Annotated in this window: 14 protein-coding genes; 6 read left to right on the top strand and 8 right to left on the bottom strand. The window is 51.0% G+C overall.

Annotation, left to right across the window (positions count from 1 at the left end):
- Nucleotides 1-41 precede the first annotated feature (41 nt).
- The 7 genes from GJE22_RS08285 to GJE22_RS08255 all read right to left on the bottom strand — a co-directional run bounded on the left by GJE22_RS08285 (nucleotide 42) and on the right by GJE22_RS08255 (nucleotide 5,361).
- Entirely contained in the window at nucleotides 42-1,424 is a 1,383-nt protein-coding gene (locus tag GJE22_RS08285; protein ID WP_144688746.1) for an ATP-binding protein, read from the bottom strand.
- A 216-nt stretch (nucleotides 1,425-1,640) separates the two neighbouring features.
- On the bottom strand, nucleotides 1,641-2,162 hold the full coding sequence (locus GJE22_RS08280) for a type II toxin-antitoxin system VapC family toxin (RefSeq protein WP_144688745.1): 522 nt from the start codon (nucleotides 2,160-2,162) through the stop codon (nucleotides 1,641-1,643).
- The gene (locus GJE22_RS08275; RefSeq protein ID WP_144688744.1) at nucleotides 2,159-2,506 is read right to left on the bottom strand and encodes a type II toxin-antitoxin system RelB/DinJ family antitoxin; all 348 of its coding nucleotides are present in this window, start codon (nucleotides 2,504-2,506) and stop codon (nucleotides 2,159-2,161) included. The genes GJE22_RS08280 and GJE22_RS08275 overlap by 4 nt, the downstream gene beginning before the upstream one ends.
- A gap of 150 nt (nucleotides 2,507-2,656) precedes the next feature.
- Nucleotides 2,657-3,778 carry a HigA family addiction module antitoxin gene (locus GJE22_RS08270; protein WP_144688743.1) on the bottom strand — a complete coding sequence of 374 codons (1,122 nt, stop codon included), beginning with the start codon at nucleotides 3,776-3,778 and terminating at the stop codon, nucleotides 2,657-2,659.
- Between the two features lie 60 nt (nucleotides 3,779-3,838).
- Nucleotides 3,839-4,174 (bottom strand): type II toxin-antitoxin system RelE/ParE family toxin, encoded by a 336-nt coding sequence (locus tag GJE22_RS08265; protein ID WP_144688742.1) that lies wholly within the window; start codon nucleotides 4,172-4,174, stop codon nucleotides 3,839-3,841.
- A 165-nt stretch (nucleotides 4,175-4,339) separates the two neighbouring features.
- On the bottom strand, nucleotides 4,340-4,939 hold the full coding sequence (locus GJE22_RS08260) for a hypothetical protein (protein WP_144688741.1): 600 nt from the start codon (nucleotides 4,937-4,939) through the stop codon (nucleotides 4,340-4,342).
- Nucleotides 4,940-5,124: 185 nt separating this feature from the next.
- Nucleotides 5,125-5,361 (bottom strand): hypothetical protein, encoded by a 237-nt coding sequence (locus GJE22_RS08255; RefSeq protein ID WP_144688740.1) that lies wholly within the window; start codon nucleotides 5,359-5,361, stop codon nucleotides 5,125-5,127.
- A gap of 385 nt (nucleotides 5,362-5,746) precedes the next feature.
- Here GJE22_RS08255 and GJE22_RS08250 point away from each other — a divergent pair, with 385 nt between their 5' ends.
- The 6 genes from GJE22_RS08250 to GJE22_RS08225 all read left to right on the top strand — a co-directional run bounded on the left by GJE22_RS08250 (nucleotide 5,747) and on the right by GJE22_RS08225 (nucleotide 19,911).
- A complete protein-coding gene (locus GJE22_RS08250) occupies nucleotides 5,747-7,450 on the top strand; it encodes an ATP-dependent nuclease (protein ID WP_144688739.1) in 1,704 nt (567 codons plus the stop codon).
- Between the two features lie 225 nt (nucleotides 7,451-7,675).
- Nucleotides 7,676-9,436 (top strand): DNA methyltransferase, encoded by a 1,761-nt coding sequence (locus GJE22_RS08245; RefSeq protein ID WP_154324158.1) that lies wholly within the window; start codon nucleotides 7,676-7,678, stop codon nucleotides 9,434-9,436.
- 6 nt (nucleotides 9,437-9,442) lie between these two features.
- Nucleotides 9,443-11,305, top strand: coding sequence for an Eco57I restriction-modification methylase domain-containing protein (locus tag GJE22_RS08240; RefSeq protein WP_144688737.1), 1,863 nt, complete (start codon nucleotides 9,443-9,445; stop codon nucleotides 11,303-11,305).
- A gap of 5 nt (nucleotides 11,306-11,310) precedes the next feature.
- Nucleotides 11,311-14,574, top strand: coding sequence for an N-6 DNA methylase (locus GJE22_RS08235; RefSeq protein ID WP_144688736.1), 3,264 nt, complete (start codon nucleotides 11,311-11,313; stop codon nucleotides 14,572-14,574).
- A gap of 624 nt (nucleotides 14,575-15,198) precedes the next feature.
- A complete protein-coding gene (locus GJE22_RS08230; protein WP_144688735.1) occupies nucleotides 15,199-18,264 on the top strand; it encodes a metallophosphoesterase in 3,066 nt (1,021 codons plus the stop codon).
- A gap of 486 nt (nucleotides 18,265-18,750) precedes the next feature.
- Nucleotides 18,751-19,911 carry an IS256 family transposase gene (locus GJE22_RS08225; protein ID WP_144688734.1) on the top strand — a complete coding sequence of 387 codons (1,161 nt, stop codon included), beginning with the start codon at nucleotides 18,751-18,753 and terminating at the stop codon, nucleotides 19,909-19,911.
- A 467-nt stretch (nucleotides 19,912-20,378) separates the two neighbouring features.
- Here the strand turns inward: GJE22_RS08225 and GJE22_RS08220 are convergent, their stop codons facing one another.
- Entirely contained in the window at nucleotides 20,379-21,503 is a 1,125-nt protein-coding gene (locus GJE22_RS08220; RefSeq protein ID WP_144688733.1) for a hypothetical protein, read from the bottom strand.
- Between the last annotated feature and the right edge of the window lie 12 nt (nucleotides 21,504-21,515).

The raw sequence follows: 21,515 nt of genomic DNA, 5'->3' as shown, positions 1-21,515 counted from the left end.
CCTTCGGACGCGAGGAATGCCTGCACACCAATGGCGAGCGCCTACCGATACAGCTCCTCCAGCCCGATGAGCGCCGTGCGCTCGTCTGCCTGCGCCTCAAACCCGGAGCGCGAGAAGAACCCGTACCGGTGGCACGTGAGCCCCGTCCGCTGTACCTGCTCGATCTCATCCTCGATCATCCGTTGTGTGATGGGTGTCGTGCGGAATTTCGCCTCGTAGAAGGAGTATCCGAGCGGGTCTTTGGTTACAACGTCGAACTCTCCGTTCGTCCTTGTCACCGGATCGTCGTAGGAATACGTGCCTATCAGGTCGAAGGGCGGCTCGCTATTACCCAGGCGGTTCTGTCGTACGAGGTACTGGCGGCATACCTCCTCGAAGGCGCGGGGGACGAATTGGGTCTCAAAGTCGTCGTTCACGTAGCGGTCGTAGAAGACCTCGGGGTCAAGGACGCTGCGCTGCGACAGGTACCTGAAGACGTAGCGGTAGTAGAACTTGGAGAGTCCATCGGAAATAACGTACGAGGTACGCTTCTTGTTGTTGGGATCGTTGATGGGCGAGCGCCGCTGGACAAGCTGCATCCCGATCAGCCTGTTGAGTACGTTGACCAGCGTCGCGCCGCTGGAGACGTGCGACTGGGCCAGGATGTCTCTGTAGCGGGCATGCCCGTCGACGAGCGCGGAGAAGGTCTCGTGGGCGTTGCCGATCTTTGAGATCTCGGAGAGCAGGTAGGAGGGCACCTCGTCCTCAAGCCGCGCATCCGGCTCGAGAATCAGGTGAATGAGGTTCTCCCGAACCGATGCGTTCTTGTCAATGAGGCGGTTGTAGTACGGAATGCCGCCGAACACGCTGAAGAGACGAACCTTGTCCTCGCAGGAACGCTCCGGATAGAACTGCGCGGACTCGTAGTAGTCCATCGGCTGGAGGTTGATCTTGAGGTCGATGCGCCCATAGAGCGGGTTGTCTCGCTCCAGCAGGGACTTCATGACCTCTACGTACGATCCGCAGAGGATAAGCGAGAGGTGCGAGCGGTCGCGATACTCGTCGAGAAGAACCTGGAGGATGCTGTCCATTCCCTTCACGACGTCGCGGAGGTAGGGATACTCGTCGATGGCGAGCGCGATCTTCTCGCTGAGTGCCCGGTCGAAGACGAAGCGCAGGGCGGCCTCGATGTCGGAGAAGGCGAGCGGCGGCATATCGAAGGCCTCCGCGATGACCTCGGAGAGGTTTCTCGTGTTGTTCTCAGCGGTGGTCTGACGGCATTCGTAATAGATGGATCGAATGCCGCTCGCCTGCCGCATGGTGTGGAGAATGAGTTCGCTCTTGCCAACGCGGCGTCTGCCATAGAGGAGTGCTGCGTTTTGGGTGGGGGAGGAAAGCTGGGCCAGGAGCTTTTCCTGCTCTTTCGTTCGGCCGATGAATGTCATTTCTGCTCACCTCAGTTTACTCAAAAAAGTTGAGTCAAAATTTTTGAGTAAAGTATAACAGATTAGCTTGGTAGGGGTTGCTTGGGGACGGGTTCGTTTCATCCTCCCAGGCACGAGGATTACCGAAGCTGACGCGCTCGACTCCGAGCTCGCCGTCCCCCCCAGGCACAGGGCGCTACGGCTTACTCCCGCTGCGAATATGCGCCGTTCAGGTAACTACCCATCGAGTTCGGCGAGCAGCTCGAGCCCTTCCTCGGCGGTAATGCAGAAATCGCCTACGTGCCGTCTGAGCGTGTCGTCGTGTGTCATGAGGAAGTTCGCGTCGACGGCGTCGAGCGCGGCGAGGACGAGGTCGTCTTCGAAGTCGTCGTGGATGCGCTTGTAGGTGAAGGCGCCGAGCACCTCCATGCGGCTAACGGGTGCGACAAGGGCTTTTTCGAGCACGCTGCGCACGCAGCCCCAGGAAACCTCACGCGCGGCAGCGGCGATATCGGGCGTAATGTCCTTTCCGGCGCGCCGGGCGTCGAGTTTCATGAGGCTCGCCAGCTGATGCGCGAGATCCTTAAGCGAGAGCGATGGAACATAGAGAGCGATGTCCTCACGTTCGTAGGCCTTCGCTATAAACGCGCTCACCGCATGGTGATGCACGCCGCGCGCGAGGAAGTAATCAAGCCAGATGTTGGTGTCGACGAGGATCTTGATGGGGAGGCGAGCGCCTTCGCGCGGGGACTTCGTCATGCGAGCCCCCATTTCTCGAGCTGCTCGGCTGCGGCAAGCTCGCGGAGTTCGTCGTAATCGACGGCACCGTCCACGGGCTCCTCGATGCCGACCTCCTGGTAGAAGGTCGAGACGATCGCAGCGCCTTCAGACATGCGGCCGGGAGTGTCGCCGTCCGTTGCGCCGGCGGCTTGATCGCCGCGCAGCAGATGCGTCAAGGCGGGCGGGAGCGTGCCCTGCACGGTAGCGAACTCCCACAGCGCGCGCACGACCTGCGACGGCGTGTACCCAAGCTCGGCGATGACGGCGTTGCCGGATGCCTTGAGGGCGGAGTCCATGCGGATGTTCATCTGTGCGGCGGCCATGGCAACCTCCTGCTATACGAACTCTGTAATAAGTATAGCAAACGGGTTGCTTGGGGACGGTTTCGTTTCATCCCCCTTGGGCGCGGGAGCGCTGTTCTGCGTTCCCGCTTCGTCCTCGTAAAGCGAAGCCACGCCAAGCCCAAGATTATTCTAGATAGAATTATTCTGCGGGAAATAATCTTGCTCTTGGAACGGAATGCGCACGTCGAAGATAAGCTGGTTGCAGTAGCTGCGATCGAGCAGCCGTTTTCGATGCAGCTCCTGCACGACAATACAGGGGACGTCACCCTTCTGTCGCGCCATCGCTTCGATGTCGTGGGCACGGTTCATACCCCGATACTCACTTACGCTTCCGCCGAATAGCCAATCGCGAGCAAATTGGTTGGCAGCCACCTCTTCGCTTTTTCGCTTGCTGGATGACGTATTGAACTCGAGCTGCGTTGTGCGAGTTTCATCGTTCAGGATGTGGCCGAGCTCATGGAAGAGCGTCCAGATTACATGGTTGTTTTTCTTGCGGCGACCGGTGAGCTGAATTACGGGCACACCGTTGCGCGTCCAAATGACAATGCCGTAGATGGGGAACTTTTCGGGCGGCTCGATGAACTGGCATATCACTCCAACGCTATCGAGCAGCTGAATTATGTCGTCGAGCATAGTGTCGTCGGCAGACAGAACACGCTCCTTGAGTTGAGGGAGGAGCTTCTCCAGCCCGTTCCGATCGTATTTGAGGCAGTGGGCGCGTTTGTATGCGGCAGCGCGCTCCCCGGCTGCGAGCCAGGTCATCATGAGCGCTTCGTCGTATGTAGCGCTGGACTCGCGGAGCGTCGAAAGCGCCGCGCCGAGCTTAATGGAGCAACCAGCAGAGAAGGATTCAAAGGTGCCGTAGCCGGTAAAGCTGAGCAGGTCTGATAGAACCTGCGTCTTATTCCACATGGTCGCCGTGGTGGCTCCCAACTTACGCAGGTATGCGCCAAGCTGAGGCGTGACAATGTCTTCATGCTGCTTCAGCTGTCGATCGTTTCGCAGGCGAGCACAATCATTTTGATACTGTGCTTCGTAGCGAAGCCATGCGTCACTTGGAATTGAGGTGACGCGGCCTAGCCTAATCGCGGTGTCTGGCGTAATCGGCGCTTTTCCATTAATAATCTCGTTAACAAGTTTCCTAGACACATCGAGCTGATGGGCAAGTTCTGCCTGGGTGATGCCGTTGCCCTCCTCCTCAATCCATTCCTGGAGGAACTCACCCGGCGCTACGGAATAGTTGGTAGGCATGAGTTATCATCTCCTCTTCCAGTGTTTAATCTTCAGGTATCGCGTTTAAGTTCGCCTTGCTTACTCTTCGTGATAATCGATTATTTCGACAACGCGCGCCTCGGTCGACCGCCTTTCCTCCTCGATATCGATAATCCGGACGCCATCTTTGAGCGGCTCGATGATGATTCGTTCGTTAGACGAGACGGCACCTGACCACTGACCCTTCCTGTTTTCCTTGAGTCGATGCCATTTTCCTAACGGGTCGTTCACCTCTAGCTCTGCGATGGTGTTGTTCGCTTTAAGCGCGGCAATTCGAAGCCTTAGTTTTCGCTCGATGTCTGGTCGCCGCTTATGCATCTCGCGCTCGTCCTCGCAAAGCTTCTGGAGCTTCTTGGTTTGAAACGAGACTTTCATTGATCGCTGCCCATGAGGAGGGGATGATTGTGTGTCATGTTTACGCCACTCCTTTCATGTAACCTGATTAGTTACATATAGTATAGGCGCTTTGATTGTACATGTCTATAATGATGTAACGAAATAGGTTACTCATATCATATGACGTGCATTGAAGGAAGCCTGCTACTCAGTAGAAGTATCTGAATGCCGTAGCGCAGCCATATCCTCCTCGCTCAAAAGCCAAAGCCGCGAGGGAGCATCTGAGATCCCGTTGGCGTCGTCGAACACCGCGAGGAAGCTGCCCGAAAGAAGGGCTCGCGTCCAGCGCGGGAATCTCCGATTGGGATTGCCGAATACCTTCTCTTGCATCACGCTGGGCGAAAGCAAGGGTCTGCCCTCCGCATACTCCTTGTAGAAGAACTCGTAATCCGGCTCCCGTCCCGCCGCGCTTTCAATGGTGAAATACTCATCCACGGCATCGAAGAAGACCGTATTGTTGTAGAACACGCCCGCCTTCGCCGGTTCATGGCACTGGCCGAATTCCGCCAGTCCGGCGGGGCGCATAAACCGCGTTACGCGCAGGCCGCCGTCATCAAAGAAGATGGCGCGCCCGCATTCGTTGCAAAGCCAGACCTCCGCTTTTTCGCCGGGGAGGTAGGGCAGGCGGAAGAACGGCTCGGTCTCCGCGTACTCATTCATGAGGTCGTCGGAGACAAAGCGGTAGATGGTCTCGACGCCGTTGCCGCGGACGTCGTTGCCGCAGATGCAGCCAATATGTGCCATGCTAGGCTCCTTGGAGGTGATGGGGGCGGGTCGATCTTGTTTGGCATTATCTCGTGGCATGGAACCGTGTCGCTTGCAGCAGGATGCACGGGAGAGGTTGAGGTATCTAACGGAGAGGCGGTGATGACGCCCGGGTGTGCGTCGCATACCCGGGCGCTTCTTTACGTTACGGCAGGATTTGTCTGCTAGTTATCAAGCGGCATCGTTTTCACAGTGGGATTGAGGTCGCCGGATATGTGGTTCCGCTCGTTCTTCGGGAAGCATTCAATCGATTTGCTTGGTCGGGCGATGCGCTTGCGGCTCTGGGTTTTGTAGACGATGTCATCGTAAACCTCAGAAACTCGTGACACCCCGCATGTTATGTAAAGTAAGAACTTGCTCGCAACGTCGATATCTTCGGTGAGGGCATTGATAAGCTCCACCCAGCACTTCTCGACGTCCGTCTGTCACTCGTCGTTGGTCTTCACACGCTTCTTACGATCGCACGAATGGCATCGGTGTTAGTCATCTCTTCCCTCCTTTTCAGGGCATCGCTTTGATCATCATCAGGAAAGATCGTGGCAACCCTTCTGTCCATCTTTATTATGCCGACGCGGAAAAGACCCTACACTGTCTTGAAATTCAAGAAAGTGAAGATAGCCATCAAGCATCCCTAGGCTGGAGCACACTTTGGATCAACGCCGGAAAACAAGATACTCATTTTAAATGGAAATGAATCGTGTCCCGATGAATTGATATGCTTTGTGTTCATTGCATTCTATTAAAACAATTAAGTATTAATTTGGCTGTTGAAGGAGCGGATGCCGTATGAACGTTGATAGGATTTCAATCCTAAATTACAAGAGTATCCAGGCTCTTGATCTCGATTTGTCTCCGAGAATCAATGTCTTCATCGGCGCGAACAATGTCGGCAAGAGCAACATCCTCTCCGCCATGGAATGGCTCATGGGACCGACCTACCCAACTCCAAACCGTCTTGAAAAATGGGACTTTTTCAATGGTGACGAGGATTTACCTCTGAAAATTGAGCTTTCGTTCGATGATGGCAATATTCTTTCGTTTGATTCCATATGGCATGACTATTACGGGAAAGAAAGGCACGGCCTCAACTTCAACGGGGGCTATATCAAAGACGAGGTTCGTTCGAAATACATTGCTGCTTCCGTTGGCGCCGATCGGCGGATTGTTGATAACCCCGCCTCTAACCAGTGGACTCTCCTCGGGAGGATGCTCAAGGAATTCAACGCCCGGCTTGACGAAGACATGATTGTCGGAAGTGACGGCGCGACCGTTACCAAAGCGGAGGAATTCAAGCGTCGCATGGAACTCATCCGTGACGAACTGCTCTTCTCCATCACTGACGGCGACGGGACAAACCTGATGCAGGAGCTCAAGAGGATTCTGCAGGAGGAGACTGCGCGTCAACTCAACTGCTCTCCCAGCGACCTCTCGATCGATTTGAACGCCTACGACCCGTGGAACCTCTATCGAACCCTTCAGATCTTCGTCACCGAACGGGGCTCCGGTGTCCAGATGCGTGCATCCGAGATGGGAATGGGCGTCCAAGCGAGCCTGACCATCGCAATTCTGCGAGCCTACTCCCAGCTGAAGCTGAAGAACCATACCCCGATCTTTATCGACGAGCCCGAGCTCTACCTGCATCCCCAGGCGCGCCGGAAGTTCTACAGGGTAATCGAGGAGCTCGCCGATTCGGGGACGCAGGTCTTCCTTACGACCCACTCGACCGAGTTCGTGGACCTCGGCCACTTCGACCAGATATTCCTAGTCCGTAAGGACAAAACTAGCGGCACGTACGTCAGGACGGCCGACCCCGTTGACTTTGTCTATGACCTCCAAATTCGGGTTGGAGTGCAAACGGATGACGAGCAGCTTATGCTTACATACCAGAATGCCTTCGAGAACACGGGGGACTCGCAGAAGGCCGCCGAGGCACTCTTTGCTTCCAAGGTAATCCTTGTTGAGGGAGAGAGCGAGTCACTCATTCTGCCGTATTGCTTTGACAAGATTGGCTACGACTACGTCGGAAAAGGGGTCAGCATAGTTCGCTGCGGGGGAAAGAACGAGCTCGATAGGTTTTACAGGCTATATAGCGAGTTCGGAATTCCGTGTTTTGTAATCTTTGATGGGGACATGCAAAATCTTGGAACGGATGATGAGAAGCATACCATCAAGGCAAATCGGACAATCTTGAACATCTTTGGCTGCCATGAAGACTTTCCCGATGGCGACGTTCATGAGAGGTATCTTGGTTTTAAAACTACACTGGAGGACGCCTTGGATATCGGCAGCGTGGGCTCAAATACTAAAGGTCTTAAGCTGTTTCTGAAGTTCAAGGAATCCTATAACGCATGCAAGGTGATGATTCCCCAATGGGTATCCCTTTTGGCTCAAGCGGTAGACGCAATTCCGCCAGAAGCCTCATCGATTCTTGTGCAGAAAACGCCGACGCGCATTCCGACGATGACGAGAACCTGCCATTCTAGGCTTTAGATACAGAGACTCAATCTCGACCGCTCGAGTCTCTCCCATTGAGGACACGATCTCATTTCTAACGATCCGCCGTGTTTTAATACAGTGGACGACGCCTTGGGTATCTATGTTGGCATGTTGAGAGCCGTCCTCAGCTTATCATTTTTTTGAGTGCTGGTTATACTCACGTCAGCACTATGCGATAATTTCGCGTTACTGTTGTTCGTCCGGACGAAGGTGAGTGGCTTGAATCCCGATATCAGCTCGCTCTATTCCAGGGCGCTTCCAACCTTCCGTTCAGGATTGTTCTACAACACATACGCTTACCCTACCAAGATCGCTCCCGAATCTATCGCGGTGTACATTGCGGCGCATACTAAACCGGGCGATACGGTGCTTGATGCTTTTGCAGGGAGCGGAGCAACTGGTCTTGCTGCATTAATGTGTGAACATCCAACTGAAAGCATGATTAGGATTGCTCGTGACCTCGGCGTTAATCCCGTGTGGGGACCAAGAAATGCATCTCTTTACGACATTAGCACGTATGGCTGCTTTGCCGCGCAGATCATGACCAATCCTCCCGAATCGGCGGAGTTTGCGCGCGCTGCCAATGAGCTCCTGTCGCGGGCAGAGACAGCGCTTGGTCAGCTATATAACACTCTTGATGACTGTGGAGAACAGGGAACTTTGCGGCACCTTGTTTGGTCAAGTGTTTTATCTTGCCCTTGTTGTGATGAAGAGTTTTCATTTTACAGTGGAATGGTGCATTGGAATCCTCTTAGGATTCAATCCAGCGGACGTTGCCCCCATTGCGGCGCAGAGGTCACAACGCAGAACTGCAAGTATACGACCGACGTGGTTTGGGATTCTCTGCTTGGCCATAACGTCACTTTCCGCAAGCGGGTTCCGGTTCTCGTTTACGGCGAGACAAATGGTCGGAAGTGGCGAAGGGGCATTAATGACACCGACCTTTCCGCAATTGAAGAGATTAACAGCTTGGAGATGCCTGGCTATTGTTCCCCGAAACCAATTAGGTGGGGGGAACTCTATCGTTCTGGCTACCATCAGGGAATAACTCATCTGCATCATTTTTATACAAAAAGAAACTATCTTGTACTCAGCTATCTTTGGAAAGAATGCGAGCGCTTTACCCCTGCGATTCGCGATGCGTTGCGGCTTCTCATTCTGAGCTACAACGAGACCCACTCAACCCTTATGACTCGCGTCGTTGCCAAACACGGGTCGAAAGACTTTGTCTTGACAGGATCCCAGAGTGGCGTTCTGTATATTAGTAATTTGCCCGTCGAGAAGAACATCCTTAAAGGTCTGTCTCGAAAGGTCGGCTCCTTCTTGAAGGCGTTCTCATACGTCAGGTCTTGTTCTGGTAAAGTTTCGGTTCACAACGTCAGCAGTTCCCAAATGTTCGAAGCCGATGACAGCATCTCTTACGTTTTCACGGATCCTCCCTTCGGTGACTTCATTCCTTACGCTGAAGTCAATCAGATTAATGAGCTCTGGCTTGACTCTGTGACCAATCGTACTGGTGAGGCGATTATCAGCCCCTCTCAAGGTAAAGACGTCGATGACTATCAGCGCCTGTTAACACAATCTTTCTCTGAAGTTCGCCGCGTGCTCAAAGATGAAGGGCTCATGACGCTGATATTCCACTCATCAAAGGCAAAGGTGTGGAATGCTCTGGCATGTGCCATTGACGATGCTGGGTTTAACGTTGATGCCACCTCGCATTTGGATAGAGCTCAAAGCAGCTTCAAGCAGGTTGTTTCTAGTTCTTCAGTTAAAAATGACGCGCTAATTCTTCTTTCCAAGAAGCGCTCCGATTTGAATGCGATCGTCACTGGTAGTGAATTTGATGCGCTGCGCTGTCTCCGCAACCAAGCAAGTCCAGAGCTTGCGTATTCAGAGTATGCAAGTTATTGCCTGAAGCATGGCATAGAGATTTCTCTTGATGCCAGCGAGGCGTACAAGCTAGTTCCTACGAAAGGCTGATAGGTAATGGGCAACAAGACCACGGGTCAATTCTTTTCCGGGCCCCTCGTTGCAAACCTTCTCGTTAGCCTGGTTAGCCTTGTCGGTCGAGAGAGCATTGCCTCCGCAATTGACCCTATGGTCGGAAAGGGCGACATGCTTGTCGCCCTAAAGGAAGCCGGAGTCGACGATTCGTCATTGTACGGCATAGACATTGACGCAGATGCCCTCGCAATGGCTAAGGAGGCTATCCCCTTAGCGTCCTTTGTCAAAAATGACGCGTTTTCCACAGACCTGTCGTCTCTCTACGCGAGCAACGAGTGGGATCTTGTGATTACAAATCCTCCTTATGTTCGGTACCAAACTCTGAATAAGATGTATGGAGATGGAGCCGTTGACAAGGTGCGCCACAGCTTGATCTCACTGTTGCAGGCTTTGCCCGAGCGCGATGATAAGTCTATGTATCTCGAAGCCGCAGAGTCTTATTCTGGTTTGTCCGACCTTGCGGTTCCCGCGTGGATATTGTGCGCGTACTTGGTCAAGCCGGGCGGAACATTGGCGATGGTCGTGCCTGGTTCTTGGTTGACAAGAGAGTATGCCTCCATCATTCGAACGCTACTGACCAGATCATTCGAGCTTAAGTTCGTCGTCGAGGACGAAAGTCGCGATTGGTTTCCCGAGGCTCAGGTTAAAACTAACTTGCTAGTTGCGAAGAAAACCGAGAGCAGTTTAACCCAACTTAATACTCAGACTTTTCGACATATCGGTTTGACAAATCGTGTTTCTTCTACGACGTCCCTAATCGAGAATATCAAGTTCTCTTCTCTCTACGGAAAAGAGGCGTTCGAGAAGCTGTGTTCCGTTGATGATTCTGTTGTTAATGAACTGTATTGGGCTCGAACGGAAACTCAGGCGTCCATTGGCGTTGCTTCAGAATCTGTAGTCAGCGTTGCCACAAACAGAGCTCCCACGCTTGCCGATTGGGAAGTAAAAGTTGGGCAGGGGCTTCGCACGGGCGCCAACTCCTTTTTCTATCTTATTGCCAACAGCTTTGGAGAGCTTCACAATGAAGTCCTAGATTCGTCTGGGCAGAAGTTGCTTGCATTGCCGCTCTCGTCCGTCCTGCTGCCTGCGCTTCGATACCAGCATGATCTCAAGGGATCTTATGCCATTTCTTCTAAGGATGTATGCAACAGGCTCCTTTACATTAGACGGCCGCTCGACTCTCTCCGTGGCGTTATCGATCATACTGCTCTGGTTTCGCTCGAGAGTTACATCAAACATGCTGAAGGGACGCCTTTTCGAATTGGCGGGCATAGTAGGCTGATTCCTTCGCTATCGGCGGTACGTACCAACGGCCCCGCCAGCGATATTGTCGACTCTGAGTCTTACTGGTATATGCTTCCTCGTTTGCAGTCGAGACATCTTCCTACTTTGCTTATGCCTCGTGTCAATGGCGGCTCACCGAAGTCGACTCTCGTTTCTGAGCCGGGCGATTTAGTCGTGGACGCCAACTTCCTTACATTCTGTTTGAAAGATGTCTCCGATAGATACTCACGCGCTGTTCTCGCTCTCCTTAATTCAACTATGGTCAAACTTGCATTGGAGAACTTATGCTGCGTCTTGGGTGGAGGGGCTCTCAAATGCGACGCGTCGGCAGTGAAAAAAATAAGCCTTCCTTTCAGGGATGATTCCCTAGTCAATGATCTTGGAAATTTAGGGGCTCAGCTTCTTGAGGTCGCTAACGGCAGAGATGAGACTGAGATTATTAATAAAATTGACCTAGTAATAGGCGCAAGAACTTTTCTTGGGAATGATGTTGAAGAGCTTCAGGATCTTGTTGAGTGCCAACAAGCGGAGCTGCAATATAGGCTCACAATGAGGGGGTAGTTGCTTTGGAACGGTTAGCCGAGCAATTTGTCGCCAACCTCGACCATGATGCGGCTATTGAATTTTTCAAACGCGCAAACGAGAGAATTTCCCAGGGCAGCAAAGAGGATCCTCTACGTTACCTTTTGTGCTCATCCCTCCCAAGGATGTTCCCTTCGAACCCTTGGTGGATTAGGGAACACGCTCTTGGTGCAGAAGAATCGGAAACGTATGTAACCGGTGGAATCACCCGCTACGGATTCGCTGATGTGCTCATTGGTTGCACGGCCGTAGAGTATGAGAAGAACCTCACGGTTAAAACTATTTTCGATACTGGATATTCTCAGGTAAAGGACTACTGCGCTGGTCTATTAAATAAAGGTGTTGATGTAGAAAGAGTCATCGGCGTTCTTTCGGATACGGTTAGATGGTACGCATACCGTGTGGAGGTATTAGCATGTGACCGTGAAGCCTCTCTTCCTATACGCTGGGGACGTGACGATCTTGTTCTGCAGCAGATCGATTATGTTGACCTTTCCATTCCAGATGAAGAAAACCTCCTTCATTTCGAACGATTTGTTAATCGCTACTTTGGGCGACTTGGCTCTTTGCCTCTTACCCCCGGGGCTCTTGCCGCCGACTTCGGACTTCAAAGCGAGACTTCTCGAGCTTATTGTGAAGGTATTTCGACGCTTGTCGCCAGCGCGCTTGAAGAGAACCCTGGCTACGCTGGTCTTATCCGAAAGCTTTGGTCAGGTTTCGTTGAGAGCGTTGGTGGGAGTATGGGTAATTTTGAGAGAGATTACCCGCATGAATTTTATGTTGTAACACTGGCAAAACTAATCGCTGCAAATATTATCGACGCTGATTGTCCCCTTCGATCCTGTGATGAAATTAAAGATATTCTCAATGGAGATTACTTTGTAAGGCATGCAGTCGTTAATCTGGTCGAGTACGATTACTTTGGCTGGCTTAACGAGGGAAAGTATCTTGATCAGCTTGTGCCGTTTGCCCTTGATATGCAGCGGGATCTTATGGTGTATGACTACACAAGCGTCGAAACCACTGATCTTTTTGGTAGGCTAATTTCCCAGATGGCGGAAACCGATAGGAGAATCCTTCTCGGTCAGGCTCCAACTCCAAAATGGCTCGCTCGCAAGATGGTCGATGAGGCATTTTCACGTTTGGGGGATGCTCGCCCTCACCTTCTGGATATGTGCTGTGGCTCTGGCATATTTATCGTTGAAGCTCTTCGTTTTCTGCTGGAGCGCTTGGGTCATCCTGACACGTTATCCGAGACAGAGATTCAAATGCTTAATGAGGCAATCTACGGTTTTGACGTCGATCCCCTCGCTGTTTTACTCTCTAAGATTAACTGGATTTTTGTTCTGAGAAAATACATAGGCGGCTTTCCAAAAAGTGGCGTATTTGTGCCCATCTATCATGCTGACTCATTGTTTGTGCGGACTCCTGTCGGAGGTGGCGCCAGTAGCGAATCGAGCTCATATAAGGTATTTCTTTATGACAGGATGGTCTCCATTCCTTCGGTTCTGCTCTCAAGCTCATATCGTCGCTTCTATGACCAGTTTGTTTACAAAGCTGATGTTCTTGCGGGGAGTTGCTCCCAAATGAGCTCCGTTTTGACGAAGAGCGATGCTCGTCAACAGGTTGATGCGATTTGCGCTGAGCTTGACATGAATCTCAGTCGAGAATTGAGGGAATCTACCGAAACCTGCTTTTTGGAGCTCACCTCCGCTCTTGCCGATCTTAGGACAAGAAATCGTAATGGAATCTGGCCCTTTGTATTGAATAATGCCTTTAAGCCTTCTCTTACTCGTGGACAGTTCAACGGAATTGTTTCGAATCCGCCATGGCTTGCCCTCAGCAGACTTCAGGCAAATCCATATAAAGACGCCATCGTCAACCTTGCAGAACGTTTTGGCATCATGCCCCCTGGGAGCTCATTTCTTCATGCAGAAGTCTCTTCTGTCTTTTTCGTCTCTTCTGTCCGAGACTATCTATCTGATGGTGGTAGCATTGCGTGCGTGATGCCTCACACGATTCTTACCGGCAGGCATGAAGAGCCTTTCCGCCAAGGAAAATATCTCAACGCGGCAACTCCTGTAATCTTTAGTGTCGATGAAATCTGGGATCTTCCAAAAGACACCTTCAAGGCTCATGCCGCTGTTGTGTTTGCCACAAAGGGAATCAAGAGCAAGATTGACAGCGATGTTCCCGGACTTATCGTTCACAGACAGACCAAAGACGAACATGTCACATTTCACTATTTAACCAATGGCTCCGCTACTGCCTATTCTGCCACTGCCCGTCACGTCTCAAGGGCTCTCGATGTCGTAAGTTTTAACCAGGGCTTTGACGGCATGCCCCGAACCGCAGTGTATTTCAACGCATCGAAGCAGCAAAATGGGTCATGGACGGTTTCGTCGATTCCCCGAACTGGAGACGCCTCTTCATTTGCGGTTTCCGATGCCAAACAGTGCAAGTCTTTCACAATAGGGAGTGTTGCCAACATAGACGATGCCTTTATATTCGATGCTGTTCTCTCAAAGCAGCTCATGCCATTCATGAGGATTGATCCAGTCAAGGCTTTCCTTCCGATAAAATTCGAAGCCCCCGATCAGATTAAGCTGCTAAACGATGCAGAACTACGGCTTGCTGGGCCTTCAAACAGCTTGCTTGCATCCAAAATTCTGCAGTGCACCGATGAATCGGGTGGTAAGTTTTACAACGGCCGTGGAGGCTATCTCGAGTATGTGGACAAACGTAGGAAATTGACGATGACCATTTCCGACGACGCCCCTTGGCGAGTGCTCTATGGAGCTGGTGGCTCCAATATAGCTGCAACTCTTATTGAGGTGTCTGAAATAAGCCGACCGCACAAGTTGCTGATTGATCAAACTCTTTATTGGCGCGGTGCCCAAACAAAACAGGAGGCAATGTATTATGTAGGCCTCCTTAATTCAACCAGAATTAACGATGCGATTAAGGCTTTCCAGCCTTCTGGCAATTTCGGAGAACGCCATATTCACACTCTCCCACTCGGATTTATCAGCGAATATGATCCGAATGATGAGAGACACGGTGCAATCGCGCTAGCTACAGAGAGGGTTATGCTGAGATTGGATCGAATGCTGTCCGATAGTCCCTCTCTTGCTGAATTGTCGGATCCTAATAGGGGACTTTCTTCAAGAAGAAAACGTCTGAAGGGACTACTTCTCGGTTTGCCAGAGTTTCAGGATCTAAATGACGCTTGCAATCTCGTTATCTAGGCAGATTAGGTACTAGTGACTTACGAAAAGACAGCAATTGAAACTAAAATTACTGCCTAGATTCTGAGGTCAATGTGTCTCGATGAGTTCTTGTGGCGTACGTTTAGCCTGTGCGCAACGTTTGGGCGTGGGCGTTTCCTCTGCTCCTTGAAGAGAAGAGACTTTTCATGGGTGGCGGAACGATGGTCGCAGGTGTAGGCCATGGTCGAGCGGGCGCAGGGGGTTCGGCGCATGCCAAGCGATACTGAGTTTGAGGACGTGTTTAGAATGTGCGACTGGCACGAGTTCGGGTGAGGGGATTCCGCCTGTCCGCCACGCTCGAGGACAACTGACACGTGAAGGATTCGCTGGGTCCCATGAGCGAGGTAACACTATAGAGGCGTATCATGCTTAGGTACATCGTCTCTTTCTGCATAATATCGGTTCGGCATAGTAGGCAAAATCAAACGAATAATAACCAGTTGTAAGCCTCAATGCGTTCACAAGGTACGATACTAAGCGAAAGCAGAAGAGGCGATTGCGCGAGCGAAGGCGTTTGCTCAGAATGATATATCTGTTTATGCATATTAGAATAGTAATGCAAAGTTATTTGATCCACTTTAATTGCCAAGAGGGGTAGAGCAAATGACTAGCGACCTTACAATTGTTCAGCTCTCCGATTTGCATTTTCGTGAAAACGAACCAGTGGACATTGTTCGAAACAGAGCAAAAGAGCTGGCAGATAGAATATCTTCTCTCAACGGTGGAGAACCTATCGTCTTGTTGTTTTCTGGCGATGTGGCCTGGTCGGGAAAAGAGGAAGAGTACCGTATTGCAGGTCAGTTTATTGACTTGCTTGTAGATAGAATAATTGAGCTTATCCAGGGGCAACCGACAGTTTTGATTGTTCCAGGTAATCATGATGTGTATCAACCGCCACAGCGTCCGGATGTGGAGCTGAAGGAAGAGACGCTTTTAGAAGAAATAAAGCGAATTCCAAATTTCTTTAATTTCGTTTCAAAATATGAAATATGGGACAAATACAACGTTGTTTCAAAATATAAAGTTCCGTACGTATCTAATGATGTCGAACATTATGCGACGTTTACGTTATGCAACAGTGCTCCGTTCTCTAGGCTTCATGATGACAAGGGGATGCACTATATACCGAGCGACCAACTTAAATTGATAAGCAAAAACGACAATGATGATCCTCAATTTGTGGTAGTACACCATAGTCCTGAGTGGTTTCAAGATGAATCTAGATTAGGCTTCGAATTAGCTCTTCAACGTTCTGCTGACATTCTGTTATATGGTCATGAACACCATGGAGAGTCATACTCACTGATCGATGAAAAGACCGATTCTTCCTTGCAGGTAATTCGAGGCGGCACCTATTCAGTATATGATGATTCTGTAAGCACTTTTAAAATGATTCAATATAGTCAGGCGGAATCTTGCAACTTCGAATTGAGAGAGTTCTCCTTTCAGTGGAATGCGTCTGCAAGAAAGTATGTCCAGTTGGGAAGCGGGTGTACAAGAACGGGTATTCTGAAGAGCCCCTCGCTAGCTCCACTAAATGAATTTAGAATGAGGATTACTGCTGACGAGAATGGTGAGATTGGTCAATTTGAACGCTGTTATACATTTCCGAGAATAAGGGAAGACTCTCCATACAGTATCTTAAATGATGCGAAACAGAGCCAGTATAGTAAAACAATCAATTGTATGGAGGACTTTTTCAGTGAGTCCACTGGTGCTCGTTGTATAGAAATAAAAGGTGCAAGTGGTATTGGAAAAACCTCTCTAATTAAATATCTATATCTTCAGTCAATCAGGAGAGGCTATTCGCCCATTCTTCTGACTCCCGACGATTCCACTCATTCGGTCAGCAGGACAGTTGACAATATGGTTCGCTGGCAGTATGGAGATTATCCCGAAAGACTACAGGAGTTTACCTCTCTCCCAGTAGATAATAAGATAATCTATATCGACGACTTCGATCAGATTAAGAGGAAGAAGAGCGCCCTAGACTACGTTAGAGATTTACTTGACCAATTCGGCTTAATTGTCGTTTCTACAGGCGATTACTCAGATTGGACAGATTTTGGTGATGTTGGAGTTCTGGCTAAGAGCTTCCGAATTTGTCCGTTTACAAAGCTTGAGAGAGATTCTCTAGTTAGAAAAAGGTGCGAATGCAAGGGTATAGATTCTCGACAGACGGATAGACTCATTTCCACGATTGATAGGGCTGCGCACTGGCACGTTGCTCTGTTTGAAATGACGCCAACATTCATATTAAGTTACTTGGATTACTTTATTGCGAATCCACATGAGATGCTCTCTCAAGAAGAAATTCCCTTTGAGGATATTCTTGAAGATTATGTCCGTCGATCGATAGGGCGGGCTGCGTCCAAAAATAGTATCAAGAACGTTGAGAAAAATGTTAATCGTGCGCTGGCGGTTCTCGATCAGCTTGCCCTAAACCTTCATGAGCGCAGAAGAGATTCAATTAATTTGAAAGACCTCAGCACATTGATCAATGTTTTTTCAGAAGAAAGGGAACTTGACCTCAAGCCCAAGGATCTCATTTGTTTGCTGGAGGATAGTCGGCTAATTACTCGCTGTCCAGATGGATACAGCGTCTGCTTTTCTTCGAAGCGATACCATGCATTTTTTGTTGCGAGGGGAATTGATGCAAAACTAGATATCAATCTTAACGAGTCTTGGCCTCATGTTGAGAGACTCTTAGATGAGATTTTGTTTTCAATCAATGAGGATATCATAGCGCTTCTAACTAAAATAAGAGCCACGCCAGAATTACAGAAGAGTCTAGTCAATCGGGCCTGCGAACTCGTGATGAATGCTAGCCCCCTCTCGTTTTCCGGCCCTACAGGCCATGTTTCACTGTCGGGATTGCAGGGCTTGAAGATCGCTCTCCCAGAAGCCGACACACGAAAAGCTATTGAAGGCTCTACTGCTCAGTTTGAGGAAAAGACAGCAGATAAGCAAAGCGAGTTTGAGTATGCTGCGTTATATGACTACGACCCAAATATTGTGGGTGGAGACGTTCCTCGGGCATTTCTTGCACTAAAGTACGTTGAAATCGCTGGGTCTTGTTTGGTGAAGCAAGAGACTACCCTTCTTTCTGAAGATAAAGAAAAGATTCGATCGGCTATTATCGACGTAACCCCTCGAGCTCTAAATATACTAATATCAAGCATCGATGAACGATACGATGAAATTGTTGACTCGATTAGTACCGACTTCGGTACCTTATTTTCGGATCACGGGGCACAGATTAATTTTAAAAGATTAGTGTCGCTATATGCCTTAGCAATCTGCCTCTCTTACTCAGAAATAATTGCTGTGCACGCAACAGAAGACAATACAGTGGATCGTCTTGTCAAAAAATGCGGATCTGGCCCCATTGACCGGATGCTGAAGCTCAATTTCCTGGACTATGCTGGACGCGAAGACGAGTTTTGTATCGAGGCTTGTAATTGGGCGCTCGCTGCAAAAAAAGAAAATAATCTAGTGGAGGGCATTATCGTCTCAGCGATGGCATCCTCCTATGTTCTTAGGCACCGTAATATTTTACAGCGCAATATGGATAAGTTGATACGAGATGTTTTTTCGTGTCTGGGAGGGAACGAGAAGAAGGCGCGAGCTGCTCTATTTAGGGAACTCTCGACAGCAAGAAGGCGATGATAACCAACGGATCGCCCGGTCTTTCCCGGCTGTTCTTCCGTTGAGAAGCTCTAATGAATTTTAGCGGATCGGTTTTCAGCCATCTATCTGCGGGTCCATTACGATTCCTGGCACACTTTCTGTCCTATAAGCCTCCGTCTGGAAATAACCGGGTTAGAGTTCAGTTCAGACCTTGAGCAGCAAATAGGGCAGGGTCTATCTAACCATTTCGCTGTTTATACAAGCTGCTTCAGAGCACCGACAGCTGGTTCGGAAATCCTCGTCGGCATCGCCGTCGAGGCTCTATCTTTGCTGTTTGAAGCTGTAGCCAACGAACTTCCGGGCGCATTTTGTTGGATTACGGTTTCTGGGTTAATCGATAGGGATCGGTAACGTACAATTTCTTGCGCACTTTGACAGCGGAATAGCGTCCAGATAGGAAGGAGGGCACGGCCCGCCCCGGTATGATTCGAGTTGCCTAGACAAGAAACATGCTGGAGGTAGACCATGCCCGAGCCAATCGTAACATTCAACGAGGAGAGCCTGAAGACCGACCTTCGCGAGCTCGTCAGGGGTACCGTCGAGGAGATGCTGAACGGCCTCCTGGACGAGGAGGCCGACGACCTCGTGGGCGCCGAGCGCTACGAGCGGACGGCAGGGCGCGAGGCGTACCGCGCCGGCCACTACGAGCGAAAGCTCACGACGACGTCCGGCGAGGTCACGATCCGCATGCCCAAGCTCAAGGGCATGCGGTTCACCACGGCGATCATCGAGCGCTACCGGCGCCGCGAGACGAGCGTCGAGGAGGCCATGATAGAGATGTACCTCGCGGGCGTCTCCACCAGGCGCATCGAGGACGTCTCCGAGATCCTCTGGGGCTCGAGCGTGTCCGCGGCCACCGTCTCGAACCTGAACGAGAAGGCGTTCGCTTCGATCGAGGAGTGGCGTAACCGACCCCTCGAGCGCGCCTACCCCTACGTCTACGTCGACGGGATATACCTCAAGAGGTCCTGGGGCGGGAGCTACGAGAACGTGGCCGTGATGGTGGCCATAGGTGTGAACGACGACGGCTACCGCGAGGTCATAGGCGCCGCCGAGGGGTTCACGGAGTCGGCGGAGTGCTGGCGGGAGTTCCTCTCGTGGCTCAAGTCGCGCGGGCTGCGCGGCGTGAGGATGCTCGTCGGCGACAAGGCGGCCGGCATGGTCGGCTCCATCGCGGAGGTCTTCCCCGGCGCGGCCTACCAGCGCTGCACCGTGCACTTCTACCGCAACGTGCTCTCGAAGGTTCCGAAATCGAAGAGGCCGAGGGTCGCCGCCATGCTCAAGGCCATCCACGCCATGGAGTCCCGCGAGGCTGCCGAGGCCAAGGCCCTCGAGGTCGCATCCGAGCTCGAGAAGTCCAAGCTCGGGGAGGCGGCCAAGGTCGTGCGCGACGGATACGCCGAGACCCTGGCCTACACGCGGTTCCCACGCGAGCACTGGCGGCGCATACGCACCAACAACGCCATCGAGAGGCTCAACCGCGAGATCCGGCGCAGGACGAGGGTCGTGGGCACCTTCCCCGACGGGAGGAGCGCCCTCATGCTCGTGACCGCCAGGCTCAAGTACGTGGCCGAGAGCGAGTGGGGCTCTCGTCGCTACCTGGACGTGACTCTGCTGGAGGGGTAGCCGCACCGGACGGCGGGCCTATGGGGCTGTCGGAAAGTGCGCAAGAATCTTGACGGTACCTAGGGATCGAGCCGCTTTTGTATGATGGAAGGCCATTCGATTAGAAAATTGTTCGGATGGGATTCCACTAGTACATCTTGCTAAAATTGACATTAAAATGCCCTCATATAATTTGATGGTGCAGCTGATTCCCGATGGCGAGATCGGAATTGAGCAATTTGACTACAATGAACTCATTAATAAAGTTGACGAGTTTGTAAGGGTAGAGAACGAAAAGAGTGGTCCCGTTCTCAAGATCGTGCTTCCGTGTGAAATCGTTATGCAAGATACTCAGCGCGTGCTCCTTGAAGGTCGCGGCGATCCCAATTTATGGCACGTGTGGTATCGCAAAGGAAATAGATGGCCATCTGCTGTTTACGACGCCGTAAACAATTGTTTCTTACAGGACCTCTGTTAAACCTACTTTTTCAAGAAACGCCATTATCGGAAGGCGCATGTGCGTTTGGCTGAAGGGAATAGTAGCCTTCCTCGGGCAAGGCAATGACTTCAGCCACGTCACTCCAAGGATGGATTGCGCTATTCATCAAGTGATCCCATGGTCCTTTATGGAAATGATAGTTTGCCGTTTCCTTCCTGCGCTTGACGCCGCGCACCTCTTCTCTCACAAACTTAATGCAGTCTTTTTTGTTTCCGATATAGCCCCAGCGCTTCGAGGTGGCACTAATGTCGATGTCGTAGAAATTCATTTCGATATCAATTTGATGACCTTCGCGCATCATCGCGATTAAGTCCAGGCACTCTCTTGGGCTATCAAGCGGATGCAAAACATAATAGTTCGCTTGTGCCGGTATCGCTTGGTAAGTGGGAATCTCGATGCCACACCTTCGCCCATCCAGCTTGATAATGCAGTGCTTGCCAAGATTGCCAACGGTCAGATCACGGTGAATTGTTCGTTTGGTTCGGATAACGTATCTATACTCGTTTTCAACAGGAGATGTTCCTTCCCCAAGAACACGATTGAAGAGAGGGGCATAGGAGCAGAGCATTTCGCTAGCATAAGTAGCCTTTTGGATTTGAGTTAGGTCGCAGCCGATTTCTCGGTTCGCGAAAACGCATGCTAGAGCAGGGACTCTGAGACCGGTCTCGTTTATAGAGACTTCTTCGGGTGCGTTCAAATATCTAATCGGGGCTCCAGCATAGTAGCAGTCTGCGTTTTCCCCACACGCGCAGAAACCGAGCTCGCAGCGGGGCTCTACGAAGAAATAAAAGCCATGGTCGTCCTGCTCATCGAGCCACTGAGGAGTTATCTGTGGATCAAAGACGTGGAAAAAGGTCATAAATGAGTCCACAATCATGGGGTCAAGAATGTACTTAAGTATCTGCTGATTGCGCTCGGATAAATCATTTATGCCCAGGTAATTCGGTTGTGAATCGCTTCTTACCTGCTCGAACAGCCTTTCGTAGTAATCAACGTATTTGTATGATCCCCCCGATTGCGAGAACAAGTGACTCAACAAGTCGCGGCAGCCAAAAGTACCATCGTTAATCTGTTGCGCATGTTCTTCTTTGTCCACGCGGCGAATCAGCAACATGGTTTTCTCCTT

The sequence above is a fragment of the Enorma shizhengliae genome, from assembly GCF_009676995.1.
Taxonomy (GTDB): domain Bacteria; phylum Actinomycetota; class Coriobacteriia; order Coriobacteriales; family Coriobacteriaceae; genus Enorma; species Enorma massiliensis.
Note: the sequence above shows the minus strand (reverse complement) of the source record. Positions and strands in the feature narration are given on the sequence as shown.